Here is a 23,955-nt window from a genome sequence, read left to right as displayed (position 1 = left end):
CATGGACGGGACGCGCGCGGATGCAGGGGGGCGGCTGGAGGCCGCGGTACAGGACCCGGAACTCTGCGCCGGACTCCTGCGCCGTCTCGAAGCCGCGCTTGCCGGACAGGGCCTGCGCTTCATGGAAGTCTGCGGCACGCATACCGTGTCCATCTTCCAGAGCGGCCTGCGCTCGCTGTTGCCGTCGGTCGTCACCCATCTTTCCGGGCCGGGGTGTCCGGTCTGCGTGACGCACGACGCGGAAGTGGCGGCCATGCTCGACCTTGCCGGACGCGACGACGTCATTTTCGCCACCTTCGGGGACCTTTTGCGCGTGCCCGGCCCGGGCGGCAGATCGCTCAAGCACGCGCAGGCGGCCGGGGCGCGCGTGGAGATCGTCTATTCCCCGCTGGACGCGGTGCGGCTCGCGGCCCGGCATCCTGACGCCACAGTGGCCTTTGCCGGCGTGGGCTTTGAAACGACGGCCCCCACGGTGGCGGCCTCCGTTCTGGCCGCGCGGGCGCAGGGCCTGCGAAACTTCTGTGTCCTGTCCCTGCACAAGCTCGTTCCCCCGGCGCTCCGCGCCCTTGCGGACGACCCGCACTGCAAGGTGGAAGCCTTTCTCCTGCCCGGCCATGTCGCCACAGTGCTCGGGCTGGCGCCCTTTCGCTTTCTCGCCGCGGAGCACGGGCTTCCCGCCGCCGTGGGCGGTTTCGCCCCGGCGGACATCCTGCTGGCGCTCTGCCGCATGGCGGAGATGCGCCGCAACGCCAGCCCCGATGTGGTCAACGCCTATCCCCGCGCCGTGGATGATGCGGGCAATGCCCGCGCCCGCGCCCTCATGGACGAAGTCTTCGCGCCCGGCGACGCGCTCTGGCGCGGCCTGGGCCGCATCCCGCAGAGCGGCCTCGCCCTGCGGCCGGCATTTGCGGAATTTGACGCCATGGCGCGCTTCGGCATCGAACTCGCCGAAACCCCGCCCCTGCCCGGCTGCCGTTGCGGCGCCGTGCTCCGGGGGCGCATCACGCCGCCGCAGTGCCCGCTCTTCGGCAAGGCCTGCACCCCCGCCACGCCCGTGGGTCCGTGCATGGTCTCCACCGAGGGCAGCTGCGCGGCCTATTTCAGGTACGCGGCCTCGTGAGGGCGCGGCGTCCCCTGCCGCTTCTGTAAAAACAAGGACTCCCCATGGACGAATGTCTCCTTCTGGATGCGGGCAGCGGTGGGCGCGCTTCGCAACGCCTTGTGAGCCAGTGCTTTCTGCGCCATTTCGCCAATCCGCTCCTGGAACGGCTGGACGATGCCGCCGAGCTGCGCCCGGCGGCGGCTCCGCTTGCCATGAGCACGGATTCCTATACCGTTTCTCCGCTCTTTTTTCCGGGCGGCAGCATCGGCACCCTGGCCGTCCACGGCACGGTCAACGATGTGGCAATGCTCGGCGCGCGGCCGCACTGGCTCTCCTGCGCGTTCATCCTGGAGGAAGGACTGCCCCTGGAGACCCTTGAGCGTGTGGCCCGGGACATGGGCGAGGCGGCCCGCGCCGCCGGCGTCGCCATCGTCACGGGCGACACCAAGGTGGTGCCGCGCGGCGCCTGCGACAAGATCTTCGTCAATACCTCCGGCGTGGGCGAGATCTATGCCGATCCCGCGCCTTCCGGGCATGCGGCGCGCCCCGGCGACGCGGTGCTGGTGAGCGGCAGCCTGGGGGACCACGGCCTCACCATCATGGCGAGCCGCGAGGAGCTTTCCTTCCTCACGGATGTGCGCTCGGATTCCGCCCCTCTGGCCGACATGGTGGCGGCGGTCATCAGCGCCTGCGGCGAGGTGCACACCTTCCGCGACCCCACGCGCGGCGGCCTCGCCACCACGCTCAACGAGATTGCGGAACAGTCCGGCGTGGGCATCGAGATCGACGAGGCAAGCCTTCCCGTCCACGAATCGGTGCGCGGCGGCTGCTCCTTTCTGGGGCTGGACCCCCTCTATCTCGCCAATGAGGGCAAATGCATCTGCATCCTGCCCGAAGCGCGGGCCGAAGCGGCACTGGCGGCCATGCGCGCCTCGCCGTTCGGACGCGAGGCCGCGCGCATCGGCACCGTCACGGACGGTCCCGCCGGGCAGGTGGCCCTGCGGACCCGCATCGGCGGCAAGCGCCTGCTCTCCATGCTGGAGGGCGCGCAACTGCCGCGCATCTGCTGAAACGGCGAAGCCCGGACCCGCTTACGACACGCGCCGGACGCGGCGGCTCAGGACGAGCGACATATAGGGCGGCCGGGCATCGCCTTCCCTCACGCCCCGGCGCAGTTGCGCATTTGGGCGTTCCACATGGCTCGCCAGCAGGGCGTCCGCCGCGCGGCCCTGCGCTTCGAGCGCGCGGGCAATGGCCGGAAAATTGCGGTACGCCTTGAGGATGACCGCCGTGTCCGCCCGGGCAAGCTCCGCGGCCAGGTTTTCGCCGCTCCTGATGCCCGGCAGGATGTGCAGGCTTTCCTCCCCTTCGCAGAGGATGGTCTGCGTGGCGGCGGCCGCCGCCTGAAAGGACGTGATGCCGGGAACGACCTCCACGCGCGCGTCCGGGGCCATGGCCCGCACGGTGCGGAGCAGATAGCCGAAGGTGCTGTACACGAGCGGGTCGCCGATGGTGAGAAAGGCCGCATCCTCCCCGGCGCCCAGCACTTCCAGGGTGGACTCGGCCGCGGCGCGCCAGGCCGCGCGCAGGGGCGCCTCCTCCCGCGTCATGGGAAATTCCAGCCGCAGGATGCGCGCGTCCGCCCGCAGGTGGGGGCGCGCCGTCTCCAGCGCCGCCGAATAGTCGTTGCGCGGCGAGGCCGCCGCAAGGATGACGTCCACGCCGCCGAGGACGCGGGCCGCCCGCAGGGTGAGCAGATCCGGGGCGCCGGGTCCCACGCCCACGGCATAGAGCGTGCCGTTCATTTTCCTTCCCCCTTGCCGCCGCTCGCCGGCCGCGGCAATCCCTTCAGCCATGCCGCGAGCAGCTCCGCCGCCTCGATGGAGCGCGGACCCGGCCGCGCGAACAGCGCCTCGTCCACCACCAGTGTCCGGCCCTCGCGCACGGCGCGCAAGCCCCGGTAGTGCGGCCGCTCCGCCAGGGGCTGCGGCGCCGGATTCATGGGTCCGCGCTGGACGAGATAGACATCCGGGTCCGCCAGGATGAGGGCTTCCTCATTGATGCGCGCAAGCCTGCGCCCTTCGCGGACCACATTCTCGCCGCCGGCCGCGGTCATGATGTCCGCCACGATACCGCCGCGCCCGGCCGCCAGCAGGTTGGGATAGCGCGCTTCGTAAAAGATGCGCCACGGGCGCGTTCCCGCGCTGGCGGCGCGCAGGGCGTCAAGGCGCCCGCGCCAGTCCGCCACAAGGGCGCCGGCCTGCGTCTCCCGGCCGCAGAGCCGCCCCAGCCGCTCCATCACCCCAAAGAGCTGCGCGAAGGAAGTGACCTCAAAACACAGCACCGGCACGCCCAGACGGCGCAGCGCCTCCGTTTGCAGCACGGCTTCCCCGCGTCCGCTCATCTGGAGAACAAGGTCCGGCCGCCGGGCGGCCACCAGCTCGGCATTGGGCCGCATGTGCGTGCCCACGGCCGGCAGCGGCGCCAGTTGCGGGATCTGGGCATCGGCATCGGTGCGGGCGACGATCCTGTCCCCGCAGCCAAGGGCAAGCAGCATTTCGCCAAACGCCCCGTACAGCGGGATGATGCGCCGCGCGGGCCGTTCCAGGCGCAGGGTATGCCCCGTGTCATCCGTGACTTCGACAGGCGCCGCCCGCGTCTCCTCCGCCTGCAGGGCAAGGCCCGGGAACAGGAGAAGCAGGACGGCCGCCAGCCAGCGGAGGCGCCGCTCCCTGGACCAGAGCCGGGAGCGCCTGGGGAATGTCGCCGTCCGGGTGACGGAACACGCGAAGGGGCAGATCGTAAAGCGCACTGAGATTCTCCTCGGTAAAGACGGCCCGTACCGGTCCGTCGAACAGGATACGCCCGGCCCTGACCCCCACCAGACGCGTGGCGTGCCGCGCGGCCAGATTGCAGTCATGCGCGGCCTGAAGCAGTGCGGCGCCCGCGCGCCTGCGCCGCTCCAGCAGGGCAAACAGTTCCTCGGCCCGTGCCGGGTCAAGACTGGCGGCCAGCTCGTCCAGAAGGAAGAGCGGCGCCGCCGCGCCATCCATCTGGGCAAGCGCCCGTGCCAGGAGCACCCGCTGCCATTCCCCGCCGGAGAGCGTCTCCACCCGGCGGTCGGCAAGACTCTCCGCATCCACGGCGGCAAGGGCGCGCGCCGCCGCCGCATGATCCTGACGGCGGTAGAAGCCCAGCCACGGGAGCCAGGGGAAACGCCCCAGTAGGACCAGTTGCCGCGCGGAAAGGCCGTGCGGCCGTTCCGGCTGCTGCGGCAGGACGGCCCGCCGCCGCGCGCGCTCCCGCGCGGAAAGGCGCGCCGCGAGGACGCCCCCCAGGAGCACGCGCCCGGCGACAGGCGCCCGCGTCCCGGCCGCGCAGCACAGGAGCGTCGTCTTGCCGCTGCCGTTGGGACCGAGCAGGATGACGTTCTCGCCCGGCGCCACCGCGAGGCTCACCCTCCGAAGCGCCGCCGCGCCGCCATAGGCCGCGTCCACGCCGTCCAGGACCAGCGGCGGAAAAGCCGGGGAGGTCACGCTCATCAACGCCGCCGCACCAGAAGGGCGAAAAACGGGCCGCCCAGAAGCGCGGTGACCACGCCCACCGGCAGCTCCCTGCCGCCGTCAAGGACGCAGCGCGCCGCCACATCGGCCCAGAGCAGGAGCGTGCCGCCGCCCAGAAACGCGCCCGCCAGCAACGGCCCGTGCGCCGCGCCCATGGAGAGCCGCAGGATATGCGGCACCACCAGGCCCACAAAACCAATGACTCCGGCCACGGCCACGCAGCCGGCCGTCATGCAGCTGGACCCGGCCAGCAGCCAGAAGCGCGCCCGCCCCACGGCAAGGCCGAGGTGGGCGGCTTCCTCCCCACCCAGGGCCAGCACATCCAGCCGCCGCCAGCCCAGGCCCACGCAGACAAGCCCCGGCGCCAGGGCGGCCAGCAGAAGCGGCAGGCTCTCCCAGCCCCGGCCCTGGAACGAGCCAAGTATCCAGAAAACGATGCTGGTGACGGATTCTTCGTTGAGCGCCTTGACGAGCGCCACCAGGGCGCCCAGAAACGCCGCCACGGCGATGCCCGCGAGGATGACGGTCTCCCGGCTGAAGGCGCCCCGGCCGCGTCCGAGCCAGAGCGCCAGCGCCAGGGCAAGGAGCGCACCCGCCATGGCAGAGCCGGCCACAAGGGCGGTATGTGAAAGGCCAAGCGCCACGGCGAGGGCGCCCCCCAGGGCGATGGCAAGGCTGGCGCCGCAGGCAGCTCCGGCGGAAATGCCCAGGGTGAAGGGGTCCGCCAGCGGATTACGCAGGACCCCCTGCAGGGCCACGCCGGCAACCCCCAGCGCGCCGCCGCAGAGCAGGGCGAGGCAGACCCGCGCCAGCCGGATGCCGCCCACCACCAGCACGGGGACATCCCCCGCCCCTTCCCCGCTGAAAAATGCGCGGAGCGCGCCCATGACCTCGGCCGGTTCCAGCGGATACGGCCCGGGCAGACAGGCAAGCGGCAGGGAACAGCACCAGACCAGCGCCAGCGCCACAAGAACCAGACGCGCGCGCCCGGCCATGCCGGAACGGGAACGTGGAAGGAGAGAGGGATCCATGCACACCAGCCGGAAGATGCGGGCCAGCGGCGCCGGACGCCGCGACCCCGGAAAAAAAGGCCCCTTCCGCATCCGCACCCTGTGGCGCGGCGGGAAGAGGCCCGTATTTCCTCCGCCGATCCGGCAAAAACCCGTTGCCGGACGCACGCCGCCCCGCGGAGCATTCCGCCGCGGCATCTGGCGCAGCCGCGCCCCGGGGTCAGGACCCGGCGTTTGCGGCTGCGGGCACGGCAGGTCTTCCGGCTCGATCCCCGTGCTCCGGCCTTCCCGTTGCCAGTGGCGCGAAATGGAGCATGGTTGACGGATCTCACGGCGGCGGGTCCGCTCCCGCATTGCACGGGATTCCCTCTTCGGGGGCGCCTGGCCCCCTGGAGCCGCGCCCACAGCCCTCTCCGGGCGGCGCGGCTGCCGTAACCTGCGGCACTGTATGCGCCCGCGCCGCGCCTGTCAATGAACGGCCGGAACGCGGCGGCGCGTCAGGCGGGCAGGCCCAGATCGCGCAGCAGATTGTCCACGGCCATGGTGCCCATGAGGGCCACGGCCCCGGCAGTGGACGACGAGCAGTGCGAACCCATGACCACATTGTCCAGCGTGTACCAGGCCGCATCGGCGGGCGGCTCCTGCGCGAACACATCCAGCCCGGCGCCGTAGATGCGCCCCTCGCGCAGGGCCGTCAGCAGGGCGGCTTCGTCCACCAGGCCGCCGCGCGCGGTATTGACGAGAATGGCGGTCTTTTTCATGGCGGCCAGGCGCCGCGCATCAATGATATTGCGCGTCTCGTCGTTGAGCAGGCAATGCAGGGTGATGAAGTCGCACTCGCGGCAGATGCGGTCGGCATCCGCGCGCTCGATCCCTTCGGCCACGGCAAAATCCTCATCCCACACGCTGTCGCTGGCGAGCACGCGCATGTCGAAGCCCCTGGCCCGGCGCGCCACGCGCCGCCCGATGGACCCCAGGCCGATGATGCCGAGCGTCTTGCCGTGCACGTCGATGGAGGTGATCTTGCTCCAGTCGCGTTCGCGGCAGCGGCGGTCGATATGCGCCACGCGGCGCGCCACGGCGAGCATGAGGGCAAAGGCGTAATCGGCCACGGCGTCGCTGTTGGCCCCGAGCGTGCGCGAGACCCGGATGCCCCGCGTCTCGCAGGCGGCAAGGTCGATATTGTCGAGTCCCACGCCGTACTTGGCGATGGCCCTCAGCTTCGGCGCGGCGGCGAGGACCTCCGCATCCATGGGATCGACGCCGAGGATGACGCCCTCGCACGGCGCCAGCAGCGTCTTCATGGCCGCCTTGTCGAGGATGCCGCCCGTTTCGTTGCGGACGACCTCAAGCCCGGCGTCCCCGAGGCGGTCGAAAAGTTCCGGATTGGCCTTGCCGAACGAACGCGGCGTCACAAGCACCTTCACGGTCCACTCCTTTGGCTGTGCGCGCCGCCGCGATGACGGCGGAATGCCGCGTCCCGGACGGCAGCGCGCCTTTCCACGTTCCTGAAAAAGCCGCGCCCTGTCAACCGTGGCGGCATGCGGCAGGTGTTGCCGGCAAAGGCCTCCCTCCCCGGCACGCCCTCTCAAAAAACAGTCTTTTCTTCCAAAAGGTTATCCATGATCTCCGCATCTGGAACACTCCTTGAATATTTCCGGGGCGCAAGGAGTGGACCATGCAAATTCTGCCTACTGATTCCACACTGGGCTTTTTCGGAAATACGGGCGCATCCGCCGACAGCGGCAACAGCGACTTCCTGCAGACCATGCAGAACGCCATGGACGCCGTGCGCGAGGGCAGCGAAGTCTCCGTGGACGCGGCCCTCGCGGCCGACGCCGAGGCGGGCCGCCCGAGGGTGGAAAGCCCCTATACGCGCAGCACCACCGACGGCGTGACCTACACGCTCAGCGAAGTCTGCTTCACCAAGCAGGAACTGGCGGAACTGCGCGCCCAGCTGCTCAGGGAGGGCGCGCCGGAGGAAAGCCTGCGCCAGTTCGACATCCTCACCGACCAGCCCGACGGCGCCACCCTTGCCCAGGTACTGGCGAGCCTGACCGGCGCCGCCTCCGCCCCGTCCCTCTCCGAAGACGACGAGCATGCCATCATCGCCCTGCTCGGCAAGATCGACCCCACGGGCGACCTCGCCCAGGACGTGCTTGCCAGGATGCGCGAGGGCAACGGCGAGGCGGCCCTGGAACTCATCAGTCAGGGCTTCGCCAGGCTCGACCCCGGCGCCACCATCGAGATCAGCGTCGACGAAGCTCTGGCCCTGGGGCGCGGCCTCGGGCTGGACAACGGCAGCCTCATGGGGCTGGGCGCCAATTTCGGCGGTTTCGCGGCCCTGCGCGTGACCGCCGAACAGTTCGGCAATCTCATGGCCCCGGCCACCAACAAGTTCATGCAGGACAAGGCCAGCCGCGAAAAGCTCGACGCGGCCCTGGAAAAGACGCTCAAGCCCGTCATCAGCAAGGCCCGCGACCGCATGGAAAAGGAAAAGGCCGCCGGCGAACGGCAAAGCCGCCGCGTGGAGCAGAGCCGCATCCTCATCGACCGCACCGTGCAGGAGCGCGGCCGGGACATCATCGACAGCACGCTGGATTCCGGCGCCGGAACCCAGGCGCGCGCCACGGACGCGGCCCGGGAAAGCGCCATGGTGAGCCATAAGCGCGACGGCAGCCAGAGCGCCATGGCGGGCAAGGCCGGCAGGGACGACAAGAGCGCGCGCCGCAATGCCGACGACCGGACGGCGGCATCCCGGGAAGCAGCCGACGCGCGCCACACAGGAACGGCCGAACGCGCGGAAGCGGCTTTTGCCCCGCGGCGCGAAGCGGGCGGCGCCACGGAAAACGCCGACCGCGCGGCCGCAGCCAATGCCGAAGCGGCCCCCAATGGCTTCACCATGACGGGCGCGCGCGACGGCGCGCGGAACAACGGCGCGGAAGACGCCCCGGCCCGCGAGAACAGGGACGGCAAAAATCAGGAATGGAACGAACTGCTCGGCAAGGTGGAGGCGCGCGCCACCCCGGCCGCGCCGCAGACAACCACGGCGGCCAACGGTTCCTTTCTCTCTTCCATGCTCCAGACCGGGCAAAATATTCCCGATGCCGTTCCCGCGCAGGACATGGGCCAGATGCCCCAGATCTCCCGCCAGGTGGCGCAGCAGGTGGAACAGGGCATGCTCCAGGCCCTGCGCGACGGCGGCACGCGCCTTGACCTCCAGCTCCATCCGCAGGAGCTGGGCGCGCTCACCATCACCCTGGTGGCGCGCAACGGCGAGGTGAGCGCCCAGATCCGCTCCGAAAAGAGCGAGACCGCCGAGATGGTGAGCCGCCAGCTGGACGCCATCCGCATCAATCTGGAGCAGCAGGGCATCAAGGTGGACAAGATCGAGGTCCAGCTGGAAAACCCTGCCGACCAGGGCGGTTCCGACCTCTGGCAGGACCTCGGGCAGCACAACGCCCGGCAGGAAGAAGATGCCCGCCGGGAAGAGCTTGCCCGCTTCCGTAATCTCGCAACTATTCGGAACAACGGCAGAAATTCTGAAGGCTCCGTTTTGGAACAGCCTGTGCATATTCCGGGTCAAACGGCAAGATATGCAGGGCAGGCCATGCACATAGTGGCATGAGCCTCCCGGAACGGAGAAGACCATGTCGAGCATCACGCAAGCCCTGAACCAGACCAACAACGAGTTCAATGCCGCCCTGTCCAAGCAGAAGGGCAGCAATCTGGACAAGGACTCGTTCATGCTGCTCCTGGTCACCCAGTTCAAGTATCAGGACCCGCTGAACCCGATGGAAGACAAGGAATTCATCGCCCAGATGGCGCAGTTCTCCAGCCTCGAGCAGCTCATGAACCTGAACACGAGCATGGAAGGCCTGACCACCGCCACCAACAACCAGCAGATGATCAACGCCACGTCCTACATCGGCAAGCTCGTGAGCGTTTCCGGCAACACCATCGGCAAGGCCACGACCACCAATGCCGAGGGCAAGAAGGAAACCACCATCAGCACCTTCCGCTATGCCTTTGGCGACAATGTGGTCAAGGGCACCCTGAGCGTGAAGGACGCCAACGGCAACACCGTCTATACGGAAGATCTTGCCGGCAAGCAGGCGGGCACCACCTTCGAGTTCAACTGGAACGGCAAGATGGGCAACCTCCTGGACGCCCCGGACGGCGTGTACACCGTGTCGCTCGCCGCCTTCAACGCCAAGGGCGAGGCCGTGCTTTCCGATCAGGTGGTGGACGCCACGGTGACGGGCGTGGTCAACAACGAAGGCACGGTCTACCTCGGCATGGACGGCGGCCAGCTGCTCGCCCTCGCCAATGTGCGCCAGGTCACCACGCCCAAGGTCAAGGAAACGACCGACGACACCACGGGCGACGGCGACGAAGGCAACAAGGACGAGGAAAACAAGGACGAAGGTTCCGGTTCGGGCGAAGGCTCCGGCAGCGGCTCCGACGAAACGCCCGGCAACGGCGAGACGGATCAGGCCAAGGCCGCGTAAACGACAGCTATCCCGGCGGTTCGCCGCCACAAGATAAACAACCCGCGCTACTATCCCAACGGCGCACACAGTTCAAACGGAGGAAGTCATGGGTCTTTCAGCCAGCATGTGGACCAGCGTTTCGGGCCTGCTCGCTCACGGCAACAAGATGAACGTTGTGGGCAACAATATCGCCAACGTCAGCACCATCGGCTTCAAGAGCCAGCGCATGGACTTCAACGACTATCTGTACATCAACGGCGGCTCCACCAGCGGCCCGGTGCAGATCGGCGCGGGCGTGGCTACCTACGCGGTGCTGGGCGACTTTTCGCAGGGCGCGCTGGAATCCACCAACTCCGTCACCGACGTGGCTATCGACGGCGAAGGCTTTTTCAAGGTGCGTAAGCCCAATACGGACCAGATGTACTACACCCGCGCGGGCGACTTCTACTTCAACGCCGACCGCCAGCTCCAGAACCCCGAAGGCTACCGCCTCCAGGGCTGGAAGGTGGAAAACTCCACGCGCCTGACCTTCAAGAGCGAGTCCATCAACCTGGGCAAGGACAAGACCAACGAGTCCGCCTTTGTGGGCACGGGCACGCCGCAGGACATCGTGCTGGATTCCTGGTATCTGGAGCCGCAGCGCACCACCAACGTCACCTTCACCATGGGCCTGACCAGCGACGGCAACGGCGACCGCTCCACCAGCGACACCTCCCCCATGACCGCCCTCTTCGACCAGTGGGACGCCACCAAGAACCCGCCCATGGCCGACACGTCCTACGCCACGTCCTCGCCCATCAAGGTCTACGACGAGGGCGGCAACGCCCACACCCTCACGGTCTATTACGACCAGGTGGCGGCCAAGCAGGTGGACGCCAACGGCAACACCATCTATGAGATCGAGGGCCTGCCCGCGGGCTACACGGTCTATGAATACTGCGTGACCATTCCGCCGGAAGAGGACATGCGCAGCTACGGCGGCGAAGGGTACGACCCGGTCTCCAACACCTGGGGCAAGAAGCCCACCCAGTTCTACAACGATCCCGAAAAGGGCACCAACAAGAACGCGGGCCTGCTCATGACCGGCCACCTGATCTTCGACGCCGCGGGCAACCTGGTCAACCAGACGGCCTACAGCTACGGCGCCAACGACGACCCCACGGCCCTGAACCAGTGCAATCTGCCGCCGGAGGAACTCTCAAGCTGGCAGTCCACCAAGTTCTCCAGCAACGGCCTGCCCACCTTCTGCGCCAACTTCACGGGCCAGCCGCTGGCAAACAGCGTGAGCGAAAAACTTTCGGATACCCAATCCCAGGCGCAGGATTACATCATCGAGCTGGATCTTGGCCTGCGCTGCCTCGGCAACTGGACGAGCAGCGGCACCCTGCTTGACCTTCAGGGCACGCTGGAGCCGGCCAAGACCGTGCAGGTGACTGTTTCGCCCGTGACCAAGCCGGTCTATGAAACCGAATATCAGCCGGACGGCGCAGGCGGCTGGCAGGATGCCGCAGGCGACCCGGCCACGCCGGCCTTCCCGCTCTATATCGAGGACCCCAACAAACGCGGCAGCTACATCAAGGGTACCGACAGTCTGGGCAATATCCTCAAGGACAGCACCGGCACGGCGTATACGGGGCCTTTCTTTGCCCAGGGCACGGACAAGTTCGTGCCCAACAACCTCCTGGGCCAGGCGGTCAAATACACCGACGCCGCTGGAGCCGAACAGACGCTGACCTATGATGCCACCACCGGCCAGATCACGGATGCCGCCTACAAAGCCGCCAACCCCAAGCCCCGGCTCTTTGTGGAAACCCAGGTGCAGGAACGGAAGATCAACTATAATAACGACGTAGCCAAGTACGACGACCCCATGAAGACCGAAAACGCCAGCTCCGCGGGCGCCTCCAGCTATATCACGCAGGACGCGCAGGCCAACGGCTACCCCTCGGGCGTGCTTTCCGGCACCAATATCGACAACGCGGGCGTGGTCTACGGCTACTACGACAACGGCGAGACCATCCCCCTCTACCAGATTGCCCTCTATGACTTCCACAACAAGCAGGGCCTGCGGCGCGAGGGCGGCAACCTCTACGGCCAGACCAAGGAATCGGGCGAAGCCCGCCAGGGCGTGGCCGGCGACAACGGCTTCGGCGTGACCCGGGCCTACAATATCGAAGGCTCCAACGTGGACCTGAGCCGCGAATTCGTGAACATGATCACCACCCAGCGCGGCTTCCAGGCCAATTCCAAGGGCATCACCACGGTCGACACCATGCTGGAGACCGTCATCGGCATGAAGCGTTAGGCATAGTTCCGGACAGGCGCGCCCCGGGAATGGTTCCCCGGGCGCGCCGCGGCGAAGGGATAGCGCCGTTTTCCGGCTTTCTCCGCAGACGAAACGCCGCCCCGAAAGGGGCGGCGTTTTGCCGTTGTATGGATGCTGCTGAAGCGACACCTGCGGGGTTTTCAAAACCTGGTCCGGCAATCCTCCGCAATAATGGAATGCCAAGAAAATTTTCTTGACATGAATTTACTTTGTAAATATATTTTATGTACGAGAAAAGCGTATGAAATTCACCTGGGATGCCCAAAAATCCACTGCCAACAAGCGTAAACACGGCGTTGCCTTTGAAGAGGCGCAAACGGTGTTTGACGATTGCGACGCCTTGAGAATTTTTGATCCTGATCATTCGGAAGATGAAGACAGGTTTTTGCTTCTTGGATTGAGCGCTGTCCTTCGGCTGCTGGTTGTCTGCCATTGCTACCGTGAGGATGACGAACAAATCAGGATTATCTCAGCCAGAAAGGCGTCAAAAAAGGAATCTGCGGATTACACGAGGAGAAAATAACCATGCGAGACGAATACGATTTTTCTTCCGGGGTCAAGAACCCTTACACCAGGCAGCAAAAGACAACCGTTACTATCCGGCTGGACAAGACAACGGTGGAATATTTCAAAAGTCTGTCCGAAGAAGTAAGCATGCCTTATCAGACACTGATAAACGCATACCTGACTGATTGTGCAACGAAGCGCAGAAAGCCGGTTCTGGCGTGGACGGAATAGCAAAGACAGGGGGGAGTCATCCTCCCCCCATGCGCCTGTAAACAGGTATTGATTGTCCATAGCAAAAGTTCTGGTCTTTCCTTTTTCTGAATTGTGCTCATGCCCTGAAGCGTGGATATGGGCCAAACTCCTCCGCCACAGGCGGCGCCCCCTCTTCGTCCCCCCCCTTCACCGCCCTCCGGCGTTCCCGCATGTTTCAGAGCGCTCCGCGCCACCGGCCTCCGCCCGTGTCACGGACAAATTCCCCCCCGCCTGCGGGCCGAAGGGTGCGAAACCCCTGGGAAAAGTTGTCACCCCCCGGCGCCAAAAATGCGGCGGCTCCCGGCGGAAAATTTTGCCCCTCATGTCTAGAAAAAATGTAATACGCTAAAAAACAACGCTATTCAGCATTTGGCATATGCGTTGCAGTATGACGGGCACAGCTTATTCAACCACCCGAGGAGGTGCCCAATGTCTTTGGTCATTAACAACAACATGATGGCCGCCAACACGGCCCGAAACCTGAATGCCCACTACGGCAGACTCGCCACCTCAACCCAGCGGCTTTCCACGGGCCTGCGCGTCAACAGCGCGGCGGACGACGCCGCCGGCCTCGCCATCCGCGAGCTTCAGCGCGCGGACATCGCGGCCCTCCATCAGGGCGCGCGCAACGCCAACGACGCCATCTCCATGATCCAGACGGCGGACGGCGCCATGGGCGTCATCGACGAAAAGCTCGTCCGCCTCAAGGAACTGGCGGAACAGGCCGCCACCGGCACCTATGATTCCACCCAGCGTCTGATGATCGAGTCCGAATACCAGGCCATGGCCTCGGAAATCACCCGAATCGCCAATGCCACGGACTTCAACGGCATCCATCTGCTCGACGGCACGCTCTCGTCCGACACCCATGACGGCACCGGCATGACGGCCACCGGCAAGATGAAGATCCACTTCGGCTCGGGCAACGACTCGGCGGAAGACTACTACTACATCACCATCGGCAACTGCACGGCCTCCGCCCTGGGCGTGGGCAACAACGCCGACCCCGAGGCGGCCGGCTATACGGTCTCCACGCAGGCCGCGGCCCAGAAGGCCCTGGAAGGCATCAACGAGGCCATCGTCTCCAAGGACAAGATCCGCGCCCACCTCGGCGCCATGCAGAACCGGCTGGAGAACACCATCACCAACCTGAACGTTCAGGCGGAGAACCTCCAGGCGGCCGAATCCCGAATTTCGGATGTGGACGTTGCCACGGAAATGACACAGTTCGTGCGCAATCAGATCCTCACCCAATCGGCCGTGGCCATGCTCGGCCAGGCCAACTCGCTGCCCCAGATGGCCATGCAGCTCATCGGCGGCTAGGTCATCTAGACATAGGCTGTGGTGGCAGACCAAAGACGGGAGGCCCGGGGGCCGTGCCCCCGGGCCGGGTCACCGGCCCGGTCCTTCCCGCGACGGCACAGCGTGGGCGCATGCCCGCCGGCCACGGCACAGCCTGGGGATGTTCAACGCAGGGGGGAGCCTACGAACAAGCCCGGGGCCAGAGCTTTTGCGCCGCAAGCGCGGCGAGGGCGCGACCGGCGGCATCCTGTTCCGCCTTCTTGCAGCTCGTTCCCTGGCCGGAAAATCCCTGCCCGTCCGGCAGCGTCAGGCGCACCTGGAAACATTTCGCATGTTCCGGTCCGCTGGTCGCCTCCCTGGCATAGAGCGGAGTGCGGCCGAACAGGTGTTGCGTCGCCTCCTGGAGGCGCGACTTGCAGTCCCGCGCCTGCGGCGCGCCCGCCGTCCGCGGCCAATGCCCCTCAAAGATCCGGGCCACGGCGCCTTGCGCGGCGGCAAAACCCCCGTCCTCATAGACAGCGGCAAGCACCGCCTCCAGCGCATCGCTGAGAATGGCGTCCCGGCCGCGGCCGCCTTGCAGCTCCTCGCCCCTGCCCAGGCGAAGGCGCGCGTCCAGCCCCAGTTCCCGCGCGCGTTCGGCCAGCCCTACCGTGCTCACGAGCCGTGAGCGCAACCGCGTCAGGTCCCCTTCCCGCACATCCGGAAAACGCCGGAAGAGTTCCGCGGAAACGCACAGCTCCAGCACCGCGTCGCCAAGAAACTCCAGCCGCTCGTTGTGCGCGTCGCCCGCGCCGCGCTCATTGGCCCATGAGCTGTGCGTCAGGGCAAGCCCCAGAAGTTCCGGCCGCGCGAACGTGTGGCCGAGCCTGCGGGCCAGCTCCGCGTGGTCCTGATCCGCATCCGTCCGAGCCTGTCTGTTTTCGTCCATGGGCGCAGTCTAGCCCATCCCGGAAGGATGGCAACCGAAAATCCCTTGACATGGAAGCCCCCGGTGCCTACCTACAGAGGCATACTTTCTTCAAGGAGCAAATCATGGCTTATGACATCCGCCTGATGAAATTGGTGACCGGCGAACTGGTCATCGGCAAATATGACGAAGCGAAAGACTGCCTGACCGATGCGGCCGCCATCCAGACCATCCCGTCGCAGCAGGGCGTCCAGATGATGATGCTGCCCTATGGCTATCCCTTCGAGCCTGACTTCAGCGGCACCATCGAGGGCAAGTTTTTCCTCTACCGCTATGGCGACACGCCCAAGGAACTTCAGGACAAATATATCGAAGCCTGCACCAACCTCACCGTGGCCGGCGGCCTCGGCAAGTTGCAGTTCGGTTCCGGGCCGCTGCCCGGCGCGGGTTCCAGCGGGCTTATTTCCTGACGCCGCGCCCGCGCGGCATCCCTGACACGCAAAGGCGGCGTCCGCGCCGCCTTTTTCTTAGCTATGCTCTGCAATGCAGTTGACAGATATTCCTCAAGTCCGTCTGGAGCGGAGCGACAGACGGATGCTGGTGCCGGAAGAATCCTAAAAAATAAGATCCTTCGGGGCTGGCAAGGAAGAGAAAAATTTTCGCGGGGAGTGTACTCAGGTACTCGACCAAGAAAATTTTTCTCTGACGCAGCCAGCGTCGAAATATCTGTTTTGACGGATACTTCCGGCGGTACTCACCCAACACAGGCGCGTCAGCAACGCAAACGCAGAACAAGACCTTTTCCCGATCCTTGTTGAAGGGCAAGAAACCTATGCGCGACCTCCTGCCGCTCCTGCCACGGCCGAGCCGCTACGCCGGCATCGAGGACGGGACCGTACGCAAAGATCCGGATGCGGTGTGCCTGCGTGTGGCCCTGGCCTTCCCCGACCTGTACGAGGTGGGCATGTCCTACCTCGGGCAGAAGATCCTCTACGGCATCGTCAACGCCCACGATGCATGGTGGGCGGAACGCGTCATGGCGCCGGACAGGGCCGCGGCGGATATTTTGCGCAAGCATGGCGCCCCGCTCTGCACCCTGGAGTCGGACACGCCGCTCGGCTGCATGGACTGCGTGGCCTTTTCCATCACCCACGAGCTGTGCTACACCAACGTTCTTTACATGCTCGACCTGGCGGGCATTCCCCTGCGCCACGCCGCGCGCGGCGAAGACCTCGCCGCCTGCCCGCTGGTCATTGCCGGGGGCGGCGCCGTGCTGGGCGCCGAACCTCTGGCGCCGTTCATGGACCTCATGGTGCTTGGCGATGGCGAGGAGACCCTGCCGGACCTTCTGCGTCTGCTTGAGCAGGCCCGCGCGGAAGGCTGGACGCGAAGCGGCCTGCTGCGCGAGGCGCGGCATATCCCCGGGGTCTATGTGCCCTCCTTTTTCGCGGAAGGCGCGGATGGCGCCCTCGTGCCGCGCTTTGCCGACCACGCGCGCCCGGCCCGCCGCATCGTGACCGATCTTGAGCGCGCCCTCTATCCGGCGCGGCAGGTCATCCCCGTGGGCGCTGTCCACAACCGCCTCTCGCTGGAGATCGCGCGCGGCTGCACGCGCGGCTGCCGCTTCTGCCATGCGGGCATGGTCTACCGCCCGGTGCGCGAGCGTTCGCCCGAAAGCGTCAGCGCTCTTCTTGAAGGCTGCCTCCGTGAGACCGGGTTTGAGGAGATCTCCTTCCTTTCCCTGAGCACCGGCGATTATTCCGCGCTCAAGACCCTGTGCGCTGCCACGCTCGACCGCTGCGCCCGCGAACAGGTGGCGCTTTCGCTGCCTTCCCTGCGCGTTGGCTCCATCGACGACGAGATCATGGGCAGGATGGCCGACCTGCGCCGCACGGGCTGCACCCTCGCGCCCGAAGCCGGGAGCCAGCGCCTGCGCGACGTCATCAACAAGGGCGTCAGCGAGGAGGACATCCTCCTCCACGCGCAAAAACTGCTGGAACACGGCTGGCGGCAGGTCAAGCTCTATTTCATGATCGGCCTCCCCACCGAGACGGACGAAGACCTGGCGGCCATTGCCGATCTCTGCCGCGCGGTGCGCGACGCGGCCGGGCCGGGCGGCCCGCGCCTTCAGGTGACGGCCTCGCTCTCGCCCTTCGTGCCCAAGCCGTTCACCCCCTTCCAGTGGGAGGCCCAGATCGGGCAGGACGAGATCGACCGCCGCGTGCGTCTGGTGCGCGAGCGCTTCAAGGGCCAGAAATGCCTCAAGCTGCGCTGGCATGAGCCGGCCATGAGCCATCTGGAGGGCATCCTCTCCCGCGCGGACCGGCGCATGGCCGATGTGGTGGAACTGGCATGGCGCAGGGGCGCCCTGTTCGACAGCTGGATGGAGAGCTTTGACCTCGCCCCCTGGCTGGAGGCGCTGGAAGAATGCGGCATCAGCGCCGAAGCCTGCATCGGCGCCCGTGAGCCGGGCGCTCCGCTGCCCTGGGGCCATCTGGAAGCGGGCGTTTCCGAAGCCTTTCTGCTCACGGAGCGCGAGCGCGCCCTGGCGGGCAGGATCACGCCCGACTGCCGCTACGGAGCCTGCCGCCACTGCGGCGCGTGCGACACCGCCGCCGGGCCGTCACGCCTTGCCGGCACAGCCGATACGGCCGATGCGGCCACGACGCGCCGCAACCGCCTTGTTTTTCCGCAGCGCGACCAGCAGGCCCACCAGCCCCGGCGCGACGCCGAAGGCCGCCTCGTCTGCAAAAGCCAGCGCCAGGAACCGCCGCGCATCGCCGCGGAGCTTGTCCACAAGGCGGCGCAGTACCGCTTCTGGCACACCAAGACCGGCGGCAGCGCCTGCCTGAGCCAGCTTGAGCTTCAGGCCACGCTGGAGCGCGCCCTGCGCCGCGCCGGCCTGCCCCTTGCCTTTTCCCGGGGCTTCCACCCGCTGCCGCTGCTCTCCTTCGGCCGCGCGCTGCCCGTGGGCGTGGAGAGCGATGCGGAATGGTTCGCCCTCACCCTGCGGCGCATCCTGCCGCCCGCCGGGGCGGCGACGCTCCTGGCCCCGCACCTGCCGCCGGGCATGCGGCTCCGTCTGGCGGAATTCACGCCGCCCGGGCGCCGCACCGAGCAGGCCGTGGCCGAGACCTTCGCCTGCCATCTGGCAGGACCCGATGCGGACGACCTCCCTGCGCGGCGCTTCGCGGCCTTTGCGGCCCTGGCGGAAGCTCCCTTCACCCGCGAGGGCAAGAACGGTCCCCGCGCCATGGACCTGCGGCCGCTGCTCCTGCGGTGGGCGGCGGCCCCGCATGGCGGCGGCGTGACATTCACGCTCGATTGGCATATGGGCTATCTTTCCCCGCTGCTGTTCACGCTCGCCGTGCTTTGCCCAAAGGGAGAGGAGGACCGCCTGCGTCCCCGGCTCCGGCTCCGCAAGACGGGGCAGATCTTTGAGGACGGTCGTGTTTTCCCGCCGTCAGGCAACGATGCCGGCAACGGCTGACACGCGCGGACGCACGCGAGGCACTTCAGGAGGCACCATGGCCCAGGCCACCCCCTTTCCCGACGACATGCCGTTTTCCCAGCGGGTGAAAAGCCTGGCTGACGAGGAACTGCTGGAGATCTGGGAAGAAACGCAACAGGTGGAGCAGCTGCTCAACAAGGAGATGCGCGCCGCCATTTCCCTTGCGCCCGAATATGAACGGACCATCGTGGAGGAGCTGCGCCTGCGCTCGACGCGCGGCCTGTGCGGACGCGAGGCCCGCTAGCGGGAAACCGCGCCGCCATGCCAAAAGGGGCGCGCCGCCCGAATGCGGCGCGCGCCCTCAATGCCGCAAAAAAACGCGTCGTTACGCCAGGTGGACTTCCTCGCGCGCCCAGTACAGCAGGCGCGCGTACTCCTGCACTTCCCGGAGCAGCGCCTCCTGGGCGGCCTCGTCCGGCAGGTCGCGCAGCCGCAGGAAGATATTGCGCCGCCCTTCCTGATTGTTGGTGGAGAGCACCGACAGGATGCGCGCCCCGTGCTTGCGGAGCAGGTCAAAAATGGGCCGCATGGCCCCGCTCTCATTGGCGATCTCCATGCCGAGCTGGATGCCGCCGTCGCGCACGCCGGTGATGTTCACCAGCGCCTTGAACACGTCCTGGTCGGAAATGATGCCCACAAGCGCGCCGTCGTCCCCCACCACGGGCAGGCCGCCGAACTTCTTGTCCAGCATGAGCATGGCGGCCTTTTCCACGGTGTCCGTGGGCTTGATGGTCACGGGGCGCGGCGTCATGATGTCCCTGGCCTTGATTTCGGCCAGGAGATAGTGCATTTCGTACATATCCAGGGTAGTGGCCTTGGACGGGGACGCATCGCGCACGTCGCGGTCGGAAACGATGCCGACCACCCCGCCGTTCTCATCAAGCACCGGGAGGCGACGCACGCCCTTGTCCCGCATGAGTTTGCCGATCTTGAGCAGGCTGGTGTCGGGCGTCACGCTGACCACCTCGGTGGTCATCCAGTTCCGTATCAGCATATGGCCTCCCTGCGCCATGGTCTTGGCCGGACGATGGCCCGGCCTTCTCCGCAAGAGCATACGCCAGGGTCGCCCGGCGCACAAGCCCGCCGCTCCGGCGACGGAAACGGTCCACGCGGAGCCGTTTCCCGCTCCAGGAAATGCGCGCGAAAAACGCCGCCACTGCGCCACCGTTTTTTGCGCGAACGCGTCCGCAAAAATTCCCTGCGTGCGTCTGCGCGGGTTCCTCGCGGGGAGACACCAGGAAAGGAGGAAACGGAATGGAACTCCATATCGACGGCTCCGGCGGCGTCTCCGGCGACAGGCTCCTTGCGGCCCTGCTGCATCTGCGCACCGGTCCCCGCCGCCTCCCCGACTGTTCCTCCCTGGAGGCGGCCCTTGCCGCGGCGGGCCTTCCCTGCGCGCTGGAGCTGCGCCCGGCTGAAGATGGCGGCAGCCTTGCCCTCCGCCTGCGCCCCGGCGCGGAACGCGGCCCCTCCCTTTCCGCCGCCGGCCTTGTCCGCGCCCTGCGGGCCGTCCTTTCCCGCTGCGCGGAGGGGGAAATGCCGCCGGGCTGCCGGGAGGAACAGGGGGCGGCCGTTCTGGACGCCCTTGCCGGGGCCGAGTCCGCATGCTCCGGCAGGGAACGGCGCGAGCTTCGCGTCCCACAGGCACGGGCCACGCGCCTTGTGGCCTGTATTGCCGCCATCTGCCGCGAACTCGCCCGGCTGAAGATCAGCCGCGTCACCCTGTCGCCGCTCTGCTGGCATCCCGGAGATGACGCCGGAGCCAGCGCTGGCGAGGCCGCGCGGACGGCCCTGCTGTTGCGCGGCTGCGCCGTGCGCCCCGGACCGGAAACGACGAAGGACGCCCCGCGCGCCGTCACAACGCCCCTGGGCGCGGCCCTTGTCCGCATCCTGGCGGATGCCGTGAGCAACGGCCCGGAGGGCATCCTTGCGGCCTACGGCTGCGGCAGCGGCGAAGATGGCGCGGCCCCCCTGCGCCTCTGCCTTGCCCGGCCGGCGGCGCTGGCCTCCCCAACGCGCGGCGGACGCGAGCAGGTGGTGCAACTGGAGACCCATCTTGACCATCTGAGCGGCGAGGAACTGGGGCTGGCCCTGACCGCCCTCTCCGGCATGGCGTGCATCCTTGACGCGCTCTGGCTGCCCGGTATCGGCAAAAAGAACCGGCCCGCCGGCCTGCTGCGCGTTCTCTGCCGCACCAGCGACGAGGCCGAAGCGGCCACGGCCGTTTTCCGCCACACGCATACGCTTGGCCTGCGCCGCCAGACGCTGGAGCGCGCTGTCCTGCCGCGCGGGGCGACGGCTGTGCTTCTTGATGGCGAACCGGTTGCCGCCAAGGCATATCGCCTCGAAGGGCGCGACTACGTCCGCCCCGAAGCCGATGCGCTGCGCGACCTCGCGGCACGGCGCGGCGTGGGCGCGCCCGCCCTGCGTTTCGGCAGGGAAGGGAGCGGATCTCCCGGCGGCGCGCGACGACGGCCGCAGCGGCCCGTCAGGTCCTGCGCCGGAACATCCACACGGCCACGCTTACGGCGGCCACGCTGATCAGGCCGATCTTGCCCAGATTGAGCAGGGCCGAGGCCAGGGTGATATCCTTGAGGAAAACCCCCTGGCAGAGGGTGGTGAAGTGGCGCAGGGGATTGAGCTGGCTCGCGTGCTGGAGAAAGACCGGCATGTTCATGACCGGCGTGACCGCGCCGGAAATGAGAATGCAAGGCACGCCCACGGTGAAGGCCCCCAGAAAGGCCTGCTGCTGGGTGGAGGAAAGAGAGGAGACCATCAGCCCCACACCGCCCGCGGCCAGGGAAAAGACGAGCATGGCCGCATAGAGCAGCGCCACCGAACCGTTGAAGGGAACGCCAAACCCGAAGACCGTAATCAGCAGAAAGATGGTGCCGTGCGCCAGCCCCACAAGACAGCCGGGCACCAGCTTGGCAAGGGCGATCTCCGTGGGCGTTGCCGGCGAGACGAGCAACTGGTCAAAGGTGCCCACTTCCCGTTCGCGCGCCACGGAAAGCCCGGTGACGACCAGGCCGAGCATGAGGCTCAGCATGCCGATGAGATTGGGCAGAAAGAACCACTGGAACTCCAGGTTCGGGTTGAACCAGCAACGTGTGCGGACATCAAGGCGGAAAACGCCGTTCGCGGCGCCCTCGCGGGCTGTCCGGGCGGCCAGCCCCGCCGGGGTCGTCCGGGCCACATCCTCCACGATCTGGCTGAGGTAGGAGGCCGCGATCTGGGCCGCGTTGGAACGGCGCCCGTCCAGGATGACCTGCACTTCGGCGGGCTGCGCGCGTTCCACATTGCGGGAAAATTCCTCGTCAAACACCAGGACGAACAGCGCCTTCCGCGCGTCCAGCACGGGCCGGACCGCCTCGGCCCCTTCCAGGTGGACAACGCTGCGGAAGGTGGGCGCCCCTTCCAGCCGATGCAGTATCTCGCGGCTCCAGAGGCCGCTGTCGCGGGAAAGCACGGCCACGTCCACATTGCGTACTTCCATGGTGGCGGCCCAGCCGAACACCACGATCTGGAGCAGCGGCGGCACGATGATGAGGAAGCGCGAGGTGCGGTTGCTCAGCAGCACCAGCAGCTCCTTGCGCACGATGGTGAGCATGCGCCGGAGGTCAAGGGGGGGCGGCAGAACGCTCATGCGCGCGTGTCCAGGCGTTTGGCGAGGTTCCTGTACACCAGGCCGAGCAGCGCGGCGGCCAGCAGGCCCATGAAAAGCAGGCTCGGCCCGAAGATGCTCCAGACATCGCCGGTGAGAAAAATGGTACGCAGACAGGTATTGAAATAGCTTGCCGGCAAAAGTCTCGTCAGCGCCTGGAGCGCCACGGGCATGCTGTTGATGTCGAACACGAAGCCGGAAAGCATGAGCGCGGGCAGAAAGCCAGAGAACAGCCCCGCCTCCGCCGCCACAAGCTGCCCCCGCAGGCAGACGGAAATGAGCAGGCCCTGCCCGAGCGCGCTGAGCATGAAGACCGTGGAAAGCACCAGCAGCACCCAGAGCGAGCCGCGGAACGGCACCTCGAAAAGCGTCACCGCCGCCAGGGCGCACAGGGCCATGCTGAACATGCCCATGCAGAAATAGGGGATCAGCTTGCCGAGCAAAAGCTGCATCCGGGTCACGGGGGTGGCGATCATGGCCTCCATGGTGCCCCGCTCCCACTCGCGCGCGAACACGAGCGAGGTGAGCAGCGTCCCGATGAGGGTCATGATGACCGTGATGGCGCCGGGCACGAGAAAGCGCTCGCTCTTAGCGGTGGGGTTGTACCAGTAGCGGGGCTGCAGCTCCACGGGCGCCTTGCGCGCGCGGCCCCCGGGCGCGGCCGCGGCCTGCCAGCCGGCAATGAGTCCCTGGCTGTAGTTGCGGATATATTGCGCGGTGTTGGGTTCTGTCCCGTCCACGAGGATCTGGAGAGGACCCGTGCCGCCCGCGGCCAGTTCCTGATCGAAATCCTCCCGGATGACAAGCACGCCCTGCACCTCGGAATCGCGCATCTTGCGTGCCGCCGCCTCCATGTCGCCCACATGGACGGTCTCGAACCAGGGGGAATGGGCGAAGTCCGCCGCCAGCGAGAGCGCGTGGCTGCCGCCGCTCTGATCGAGCACGGCCAGCCGCAGGATGCCCGCGTCAAGCGTGATGCCGTAGCCGAAAAGCAGGAGGAAGCTCAGCGGCAGGACGCCCGCCACCAGATAGGAGGACGGATCGCGCACGATCTCCTGAAATTCCTTGACGATGAGCGCCAGAAGCTGCCGCAGCCAGAGACGGCGCCGGGCCGCCGGGGTCCCCTCCGCATCCATCGCGCCCCCCGTTCTCGAGCATTTTGCCGTTATCACGCAGCCGCCGGAGCCTAGGCTCAGACCTCATTATTAAATTACGTTATGGCTTTTTCAGCAAGGAAAAGAGTTTTTTCCACTGGCCGCCCGAAGCAGAGCGAAGGGCGGGGCTGTCGCCGCAAGGATCCTAAAAAATAAGATTTTTT

At 67.0% G+C, this 23,955-nt stretch carries 21 protein-coding genes and 1 riboswitch; of the genes, 12 read left to right on the top strand and 9 right to left on the bottom strand.

Features of this window, described 5'->3' with window-relative positions; genetic code table 11:
- Window position 1 precedes the first annotated feature (1 nt).
- Entirely contained in the window at window positions 2–1,120 is a 1,119-nt protein-coding gene (gene hypD / locus QZ294_RS08570) for a hydrogenase formation protein HypD (protein WP_297048997.1), read from the top strand.
- Between the two features lie 44 nt (window positions 1,121–1,164).
- Window positions 1,165–2,172, top strand: a complete 1,008-nt coding sequence (hypE, locus tag QZ294_RS08565; RefSeq protein WP_297048995.1) for a hydrogenase expression/formation protein HypE — start codon at window positions 1,165–1,167, stop codon at window positions 2,170–2,172.
- A gap of 21 nt (window positions 2,173–2,193) precedes the next feature.
- Here the strand turns inward: hypE and cobI are convergent, their stop codons facing one another.
- From cobI to QZ294_RS08540, 5 genes are all read right to left on the bottom strand, one after another.
- A complete protein-coding gene (cobI, locus tag QZ294_RS08560) occupies window positions 2,194–2,907 on the bottom strand; it encodes a precorrin-2 C(20)-methyltransferase (RefSeq protein WP_297048993.1) in 714 nt (237 codons plus the stop codon).
- Window positions 2,904–3,776 (bottom strand): ABC transporter substrate-binding protein, encoded by an 873-nt coding sequence (locus tag QZ294_RS08555; RefSeq protein ID WP_366140565.1) that lies wholly within the window; start codon window positions 3,774–3,776, stop codon window positions 2,904–2,906. The genes cobI and QZ294_RS08555 overlap by 4 nt, the downstream gene beginning before the upstream one ends.
- Entirely contained in the window at window positions 3,730–4,644 is a 915-nt protein-coding gene (locus QZ294_RS08550) for an ABC transporter ATP-binding protein (RefSeq protein ID WP_297048991.1), read from the bottom strand. The genes QZ294_RS08555 and QZ294_RS08550 overlap by 47 nt, the downstream gene beginning before the upstream one ends.
- Window positions 4,644–5,696 carry an iron ABC transporter permease gene (locus QZ294_RS08545; protein WP_297048986.1) on the bottom strand — a complete coding sequence of 351 codons (1,053 nt, stop codon included), beginning with the start codon at window positions 5,694–5,696 and terminating at the stop codon, window positions 4,644–4,646. The genes QZ294_RS08550 and QZ294_RS08545 overlap by 1 nt, the downstream gene beginning before the upstream one ends.
- Before the next feature lie 232 nt (window positions 5,697–5,928).
- A riboswitch (cobalamin riboswitch) is annotated at window positions 5,929–6,048 on the bottom strand.
- A 124-nt stretch (window positions 6,049–6,172) separates the two neighbouring features.
- Complete coding sequence (locus QZ294_RS08540; protein WP_297048984.1) at window positions 6,173–7,102, bottom strand: phosphoglycerate dehydrogenase; 930 nt, start codon at window positions 7,100–7,102, stop codon at window positions 6,173–6,175.
- Between the two features lie 251 nt (window positions 7,103–7,353).
- Here QZ294_RS08540 and QZ294_RS08535 point away from each other — a divergent pair, with 251 nt between their 5' ends.
- The 6 genes from QZ294_RS08535 (at window position 7,354) to QZ294_RS08510 (ending at window position 14,576) form a co-directional block, all read left to right on the top strand.
- Window positions 7,354–9,303, top strand: a complete 1,950-nt coding sequence (locus QZ294_RS08535; protein ID WP_297048982.1) for a flagellar hook-length control protein FliK — start codon at window positions 7,354–7,356, stop codon at window positions 9,301–9,303.
- A 22-nt stretch (window positions 9,304–9,325) separates the two neighbouring features.
- Entirely contained in the window at window positions 9,326–10,186 is an 861-nt protein-coding gene (locus QZ294_RS08530) for a flagellar hook assembly protein FlgD (RefSeq protein ID WP_297048979.1), read from the top strand.
- 88 nt (window positions 10,187–10,274) lie between these two features.
- Window positions 10,275–12,473, top strand: a complete 2,199-nt coding sequence (locus QZ294_RS08525) for a flagellar hook-basal body complex protein (protein WP_297048977.1) — start codon at window positions 10,275–10,277, stop codon at window positions 12,471–12,473.
- A gap of 262 nt (window positions 12,474–12,735) precedes the next feature.
- Window positions 12,736–13,017 (top strand): BrnT family toxin, encoded by a 282-nt coding sequence (locus QZ294_RS08520; protein ID WP_297048975.1) that lies wholly within the window; start codon window positions 12,736–12,738, stop codon window positions 13,015–13,017.
- A 2-nt stretch (window positions 13,018–13,019) separates the two neighbouring features.
- Window positions 13,020–13,232 (top strand): BrnA antitoxin family protein, encoded by a 213-nt coding sequence (locus QZ294_RS08515; protein WP_297048973.1) that lies wholly within the window; start codon window positions 13,020–13,022, stop codon window positions 13,230–13,232.
- Between the two features lie 450 nt (window positions 13,233–13,682).
- On the top strand, window positions 13,683–14,576 hold the full coding sequence (locus QZ294_RS08510) for a flagellin (protein ID WP_297048971.1): 894 nt from the start codon (window positions 13,683–13,685) through the stop codon (window positions 14,574–14,576).
- Between the two features lie 160 nt (window positions 14,577–14,736).
- Here the strand turns inward: QZ294_RS08510 and rnc are convergent, their stop codons facing one another.
- Window positions 14,737–15,483, bottom strand: a complete 747-nt coding sequence (rnc, locus tag QZ294_RS08505; RefSeq protein WP_297048969.1) for a ribonuclease III — start codon at window positions 15,481–15,483, stop codon at window positions 14,737–14,739.
- A gap of 104 nt (window positions 15,484–15,587) precedes the next feature.
- On the opposite strand from rnc, the gene QZ294_RS08500 reads away from it, so the two are divergent.
- The 3 genes from QZ294_RS08500 to QZ294_RS08490 all read left to right on the top strand — a co-directional run bounded on the left by QZ294_RS08500 (window position 15,588) and on the right by QZ294_RS08490 (window position 19,217).
- On the top strand, window positions 15,588–15,932 hold the full coding sequence (locus tag QZ294_RS08500; RefSeq protein WP_297048966.1) for a hypothetical protein: 345 nt from the start codon (window positions 15,588–15,590) through the stop codon (window positions 15,930–15,932).
- Window positions 15,933–16,294: 362 nt separating this feature from the next.
- Entirely contained in the window at window positions 16,295–18,952 is a 2,658-nt protein-coding gene (locus QZ294_RS08495; RefSeq protein WP_297048964.1) for a TIGR03960 family B12-binding radical SAM protein, read from the top strand.
- 37 nt (window positions 18,953–18,989) lie between these two features.
- On the top strand, window positions 18,990–19,217 hold the full coding sequence (locus tag QZ294_RS08490; RefSeq protein ID WP_297048962.1) for a hypothetical protein: 228 nt from the start codon (window positions 18,990–18,992) through the stop codon (window positions 19,215–19,217).
- Window positions 19,218–19,298: 81 nt separating this feature from the next.
- Here QZ294_RS08490 and QZ294_RS08485 read toward each other — a convergent pair whose 3' ends face one another.
- The gene (locus QZ294_RS08485; RefSeq protein WP_297048959.1) at window positions 19,299–19,967 is read right to left on the bottom strand and encodes a CBS and ACT domain-containing protein; all 669 of its coding nucleotides are present in this window, start codon (window positions 19,965–19,967) and stop codon (window positions 19,299–19,301) included.
- 260 nt (window positions 19,968–20,227) lie between these two features.
- On the opposite strand from QZ294_RS08485, the gene larC reads away from it, so the two are divergent.
- Window positions 20,228–21,514 (top strand): nickel insertion protein, encoded by a 1,287-nt coding sequence (larC, locus tag QZ294_RS08480; protein WP_297048957.1) that lies wholly within the window; start codon window positions 20,228–20,230, stop codon window positions 21,512–21,514.
- Here the strand turns inward: larC and QZ294_RS08475 are convergent.
- On the bottom strand, window positions 21,462–22,619 hold the full coding sequence (locus QZ294_RS08475) for an ABC transporter permease (protein WP_297048955.1): 1,158 nt from the start codon (window positions 22,617–22,619) through the stop codon (window positions 21,462–21,464). The two genes, larC and QZ294_RS08475, sit on opposite strands and share 53 nt — an antisense overlap.
- Entirely contained in the window at window positions 22,616–23,773 is a 1,158-nt protein-coding gene (locus QZ294_RS08470; RefSeq protein WP_297048954.1) for an ABC transporter permease, read from the bottom strand. The genes QZ294_RS08475 and QZ294_RS08470 overlap by 4 nt, the downstream gene beginning before the upstream one ends.
- Window positions 23,774–23,955: the final 182 nt, after the last annotated feature.

Origin of the sequence: uncultured Desulfovibrio sp. (genome assembly GCF_910584445.1) — a bacterium.
In the GTDB taxonomy this organism is placed as follows: domain Bacteria; phylum Desulfobacterota; class Desulfovibrionia; order Desulfovibrionales; family Desulfovibrionaceae; genus Desulfovibrio.
The sequence above is the reverse complement of the archived record's forward strand: the minus strand, read 5'-3'. Positions and strand labels throughout refer to the sequence as shown.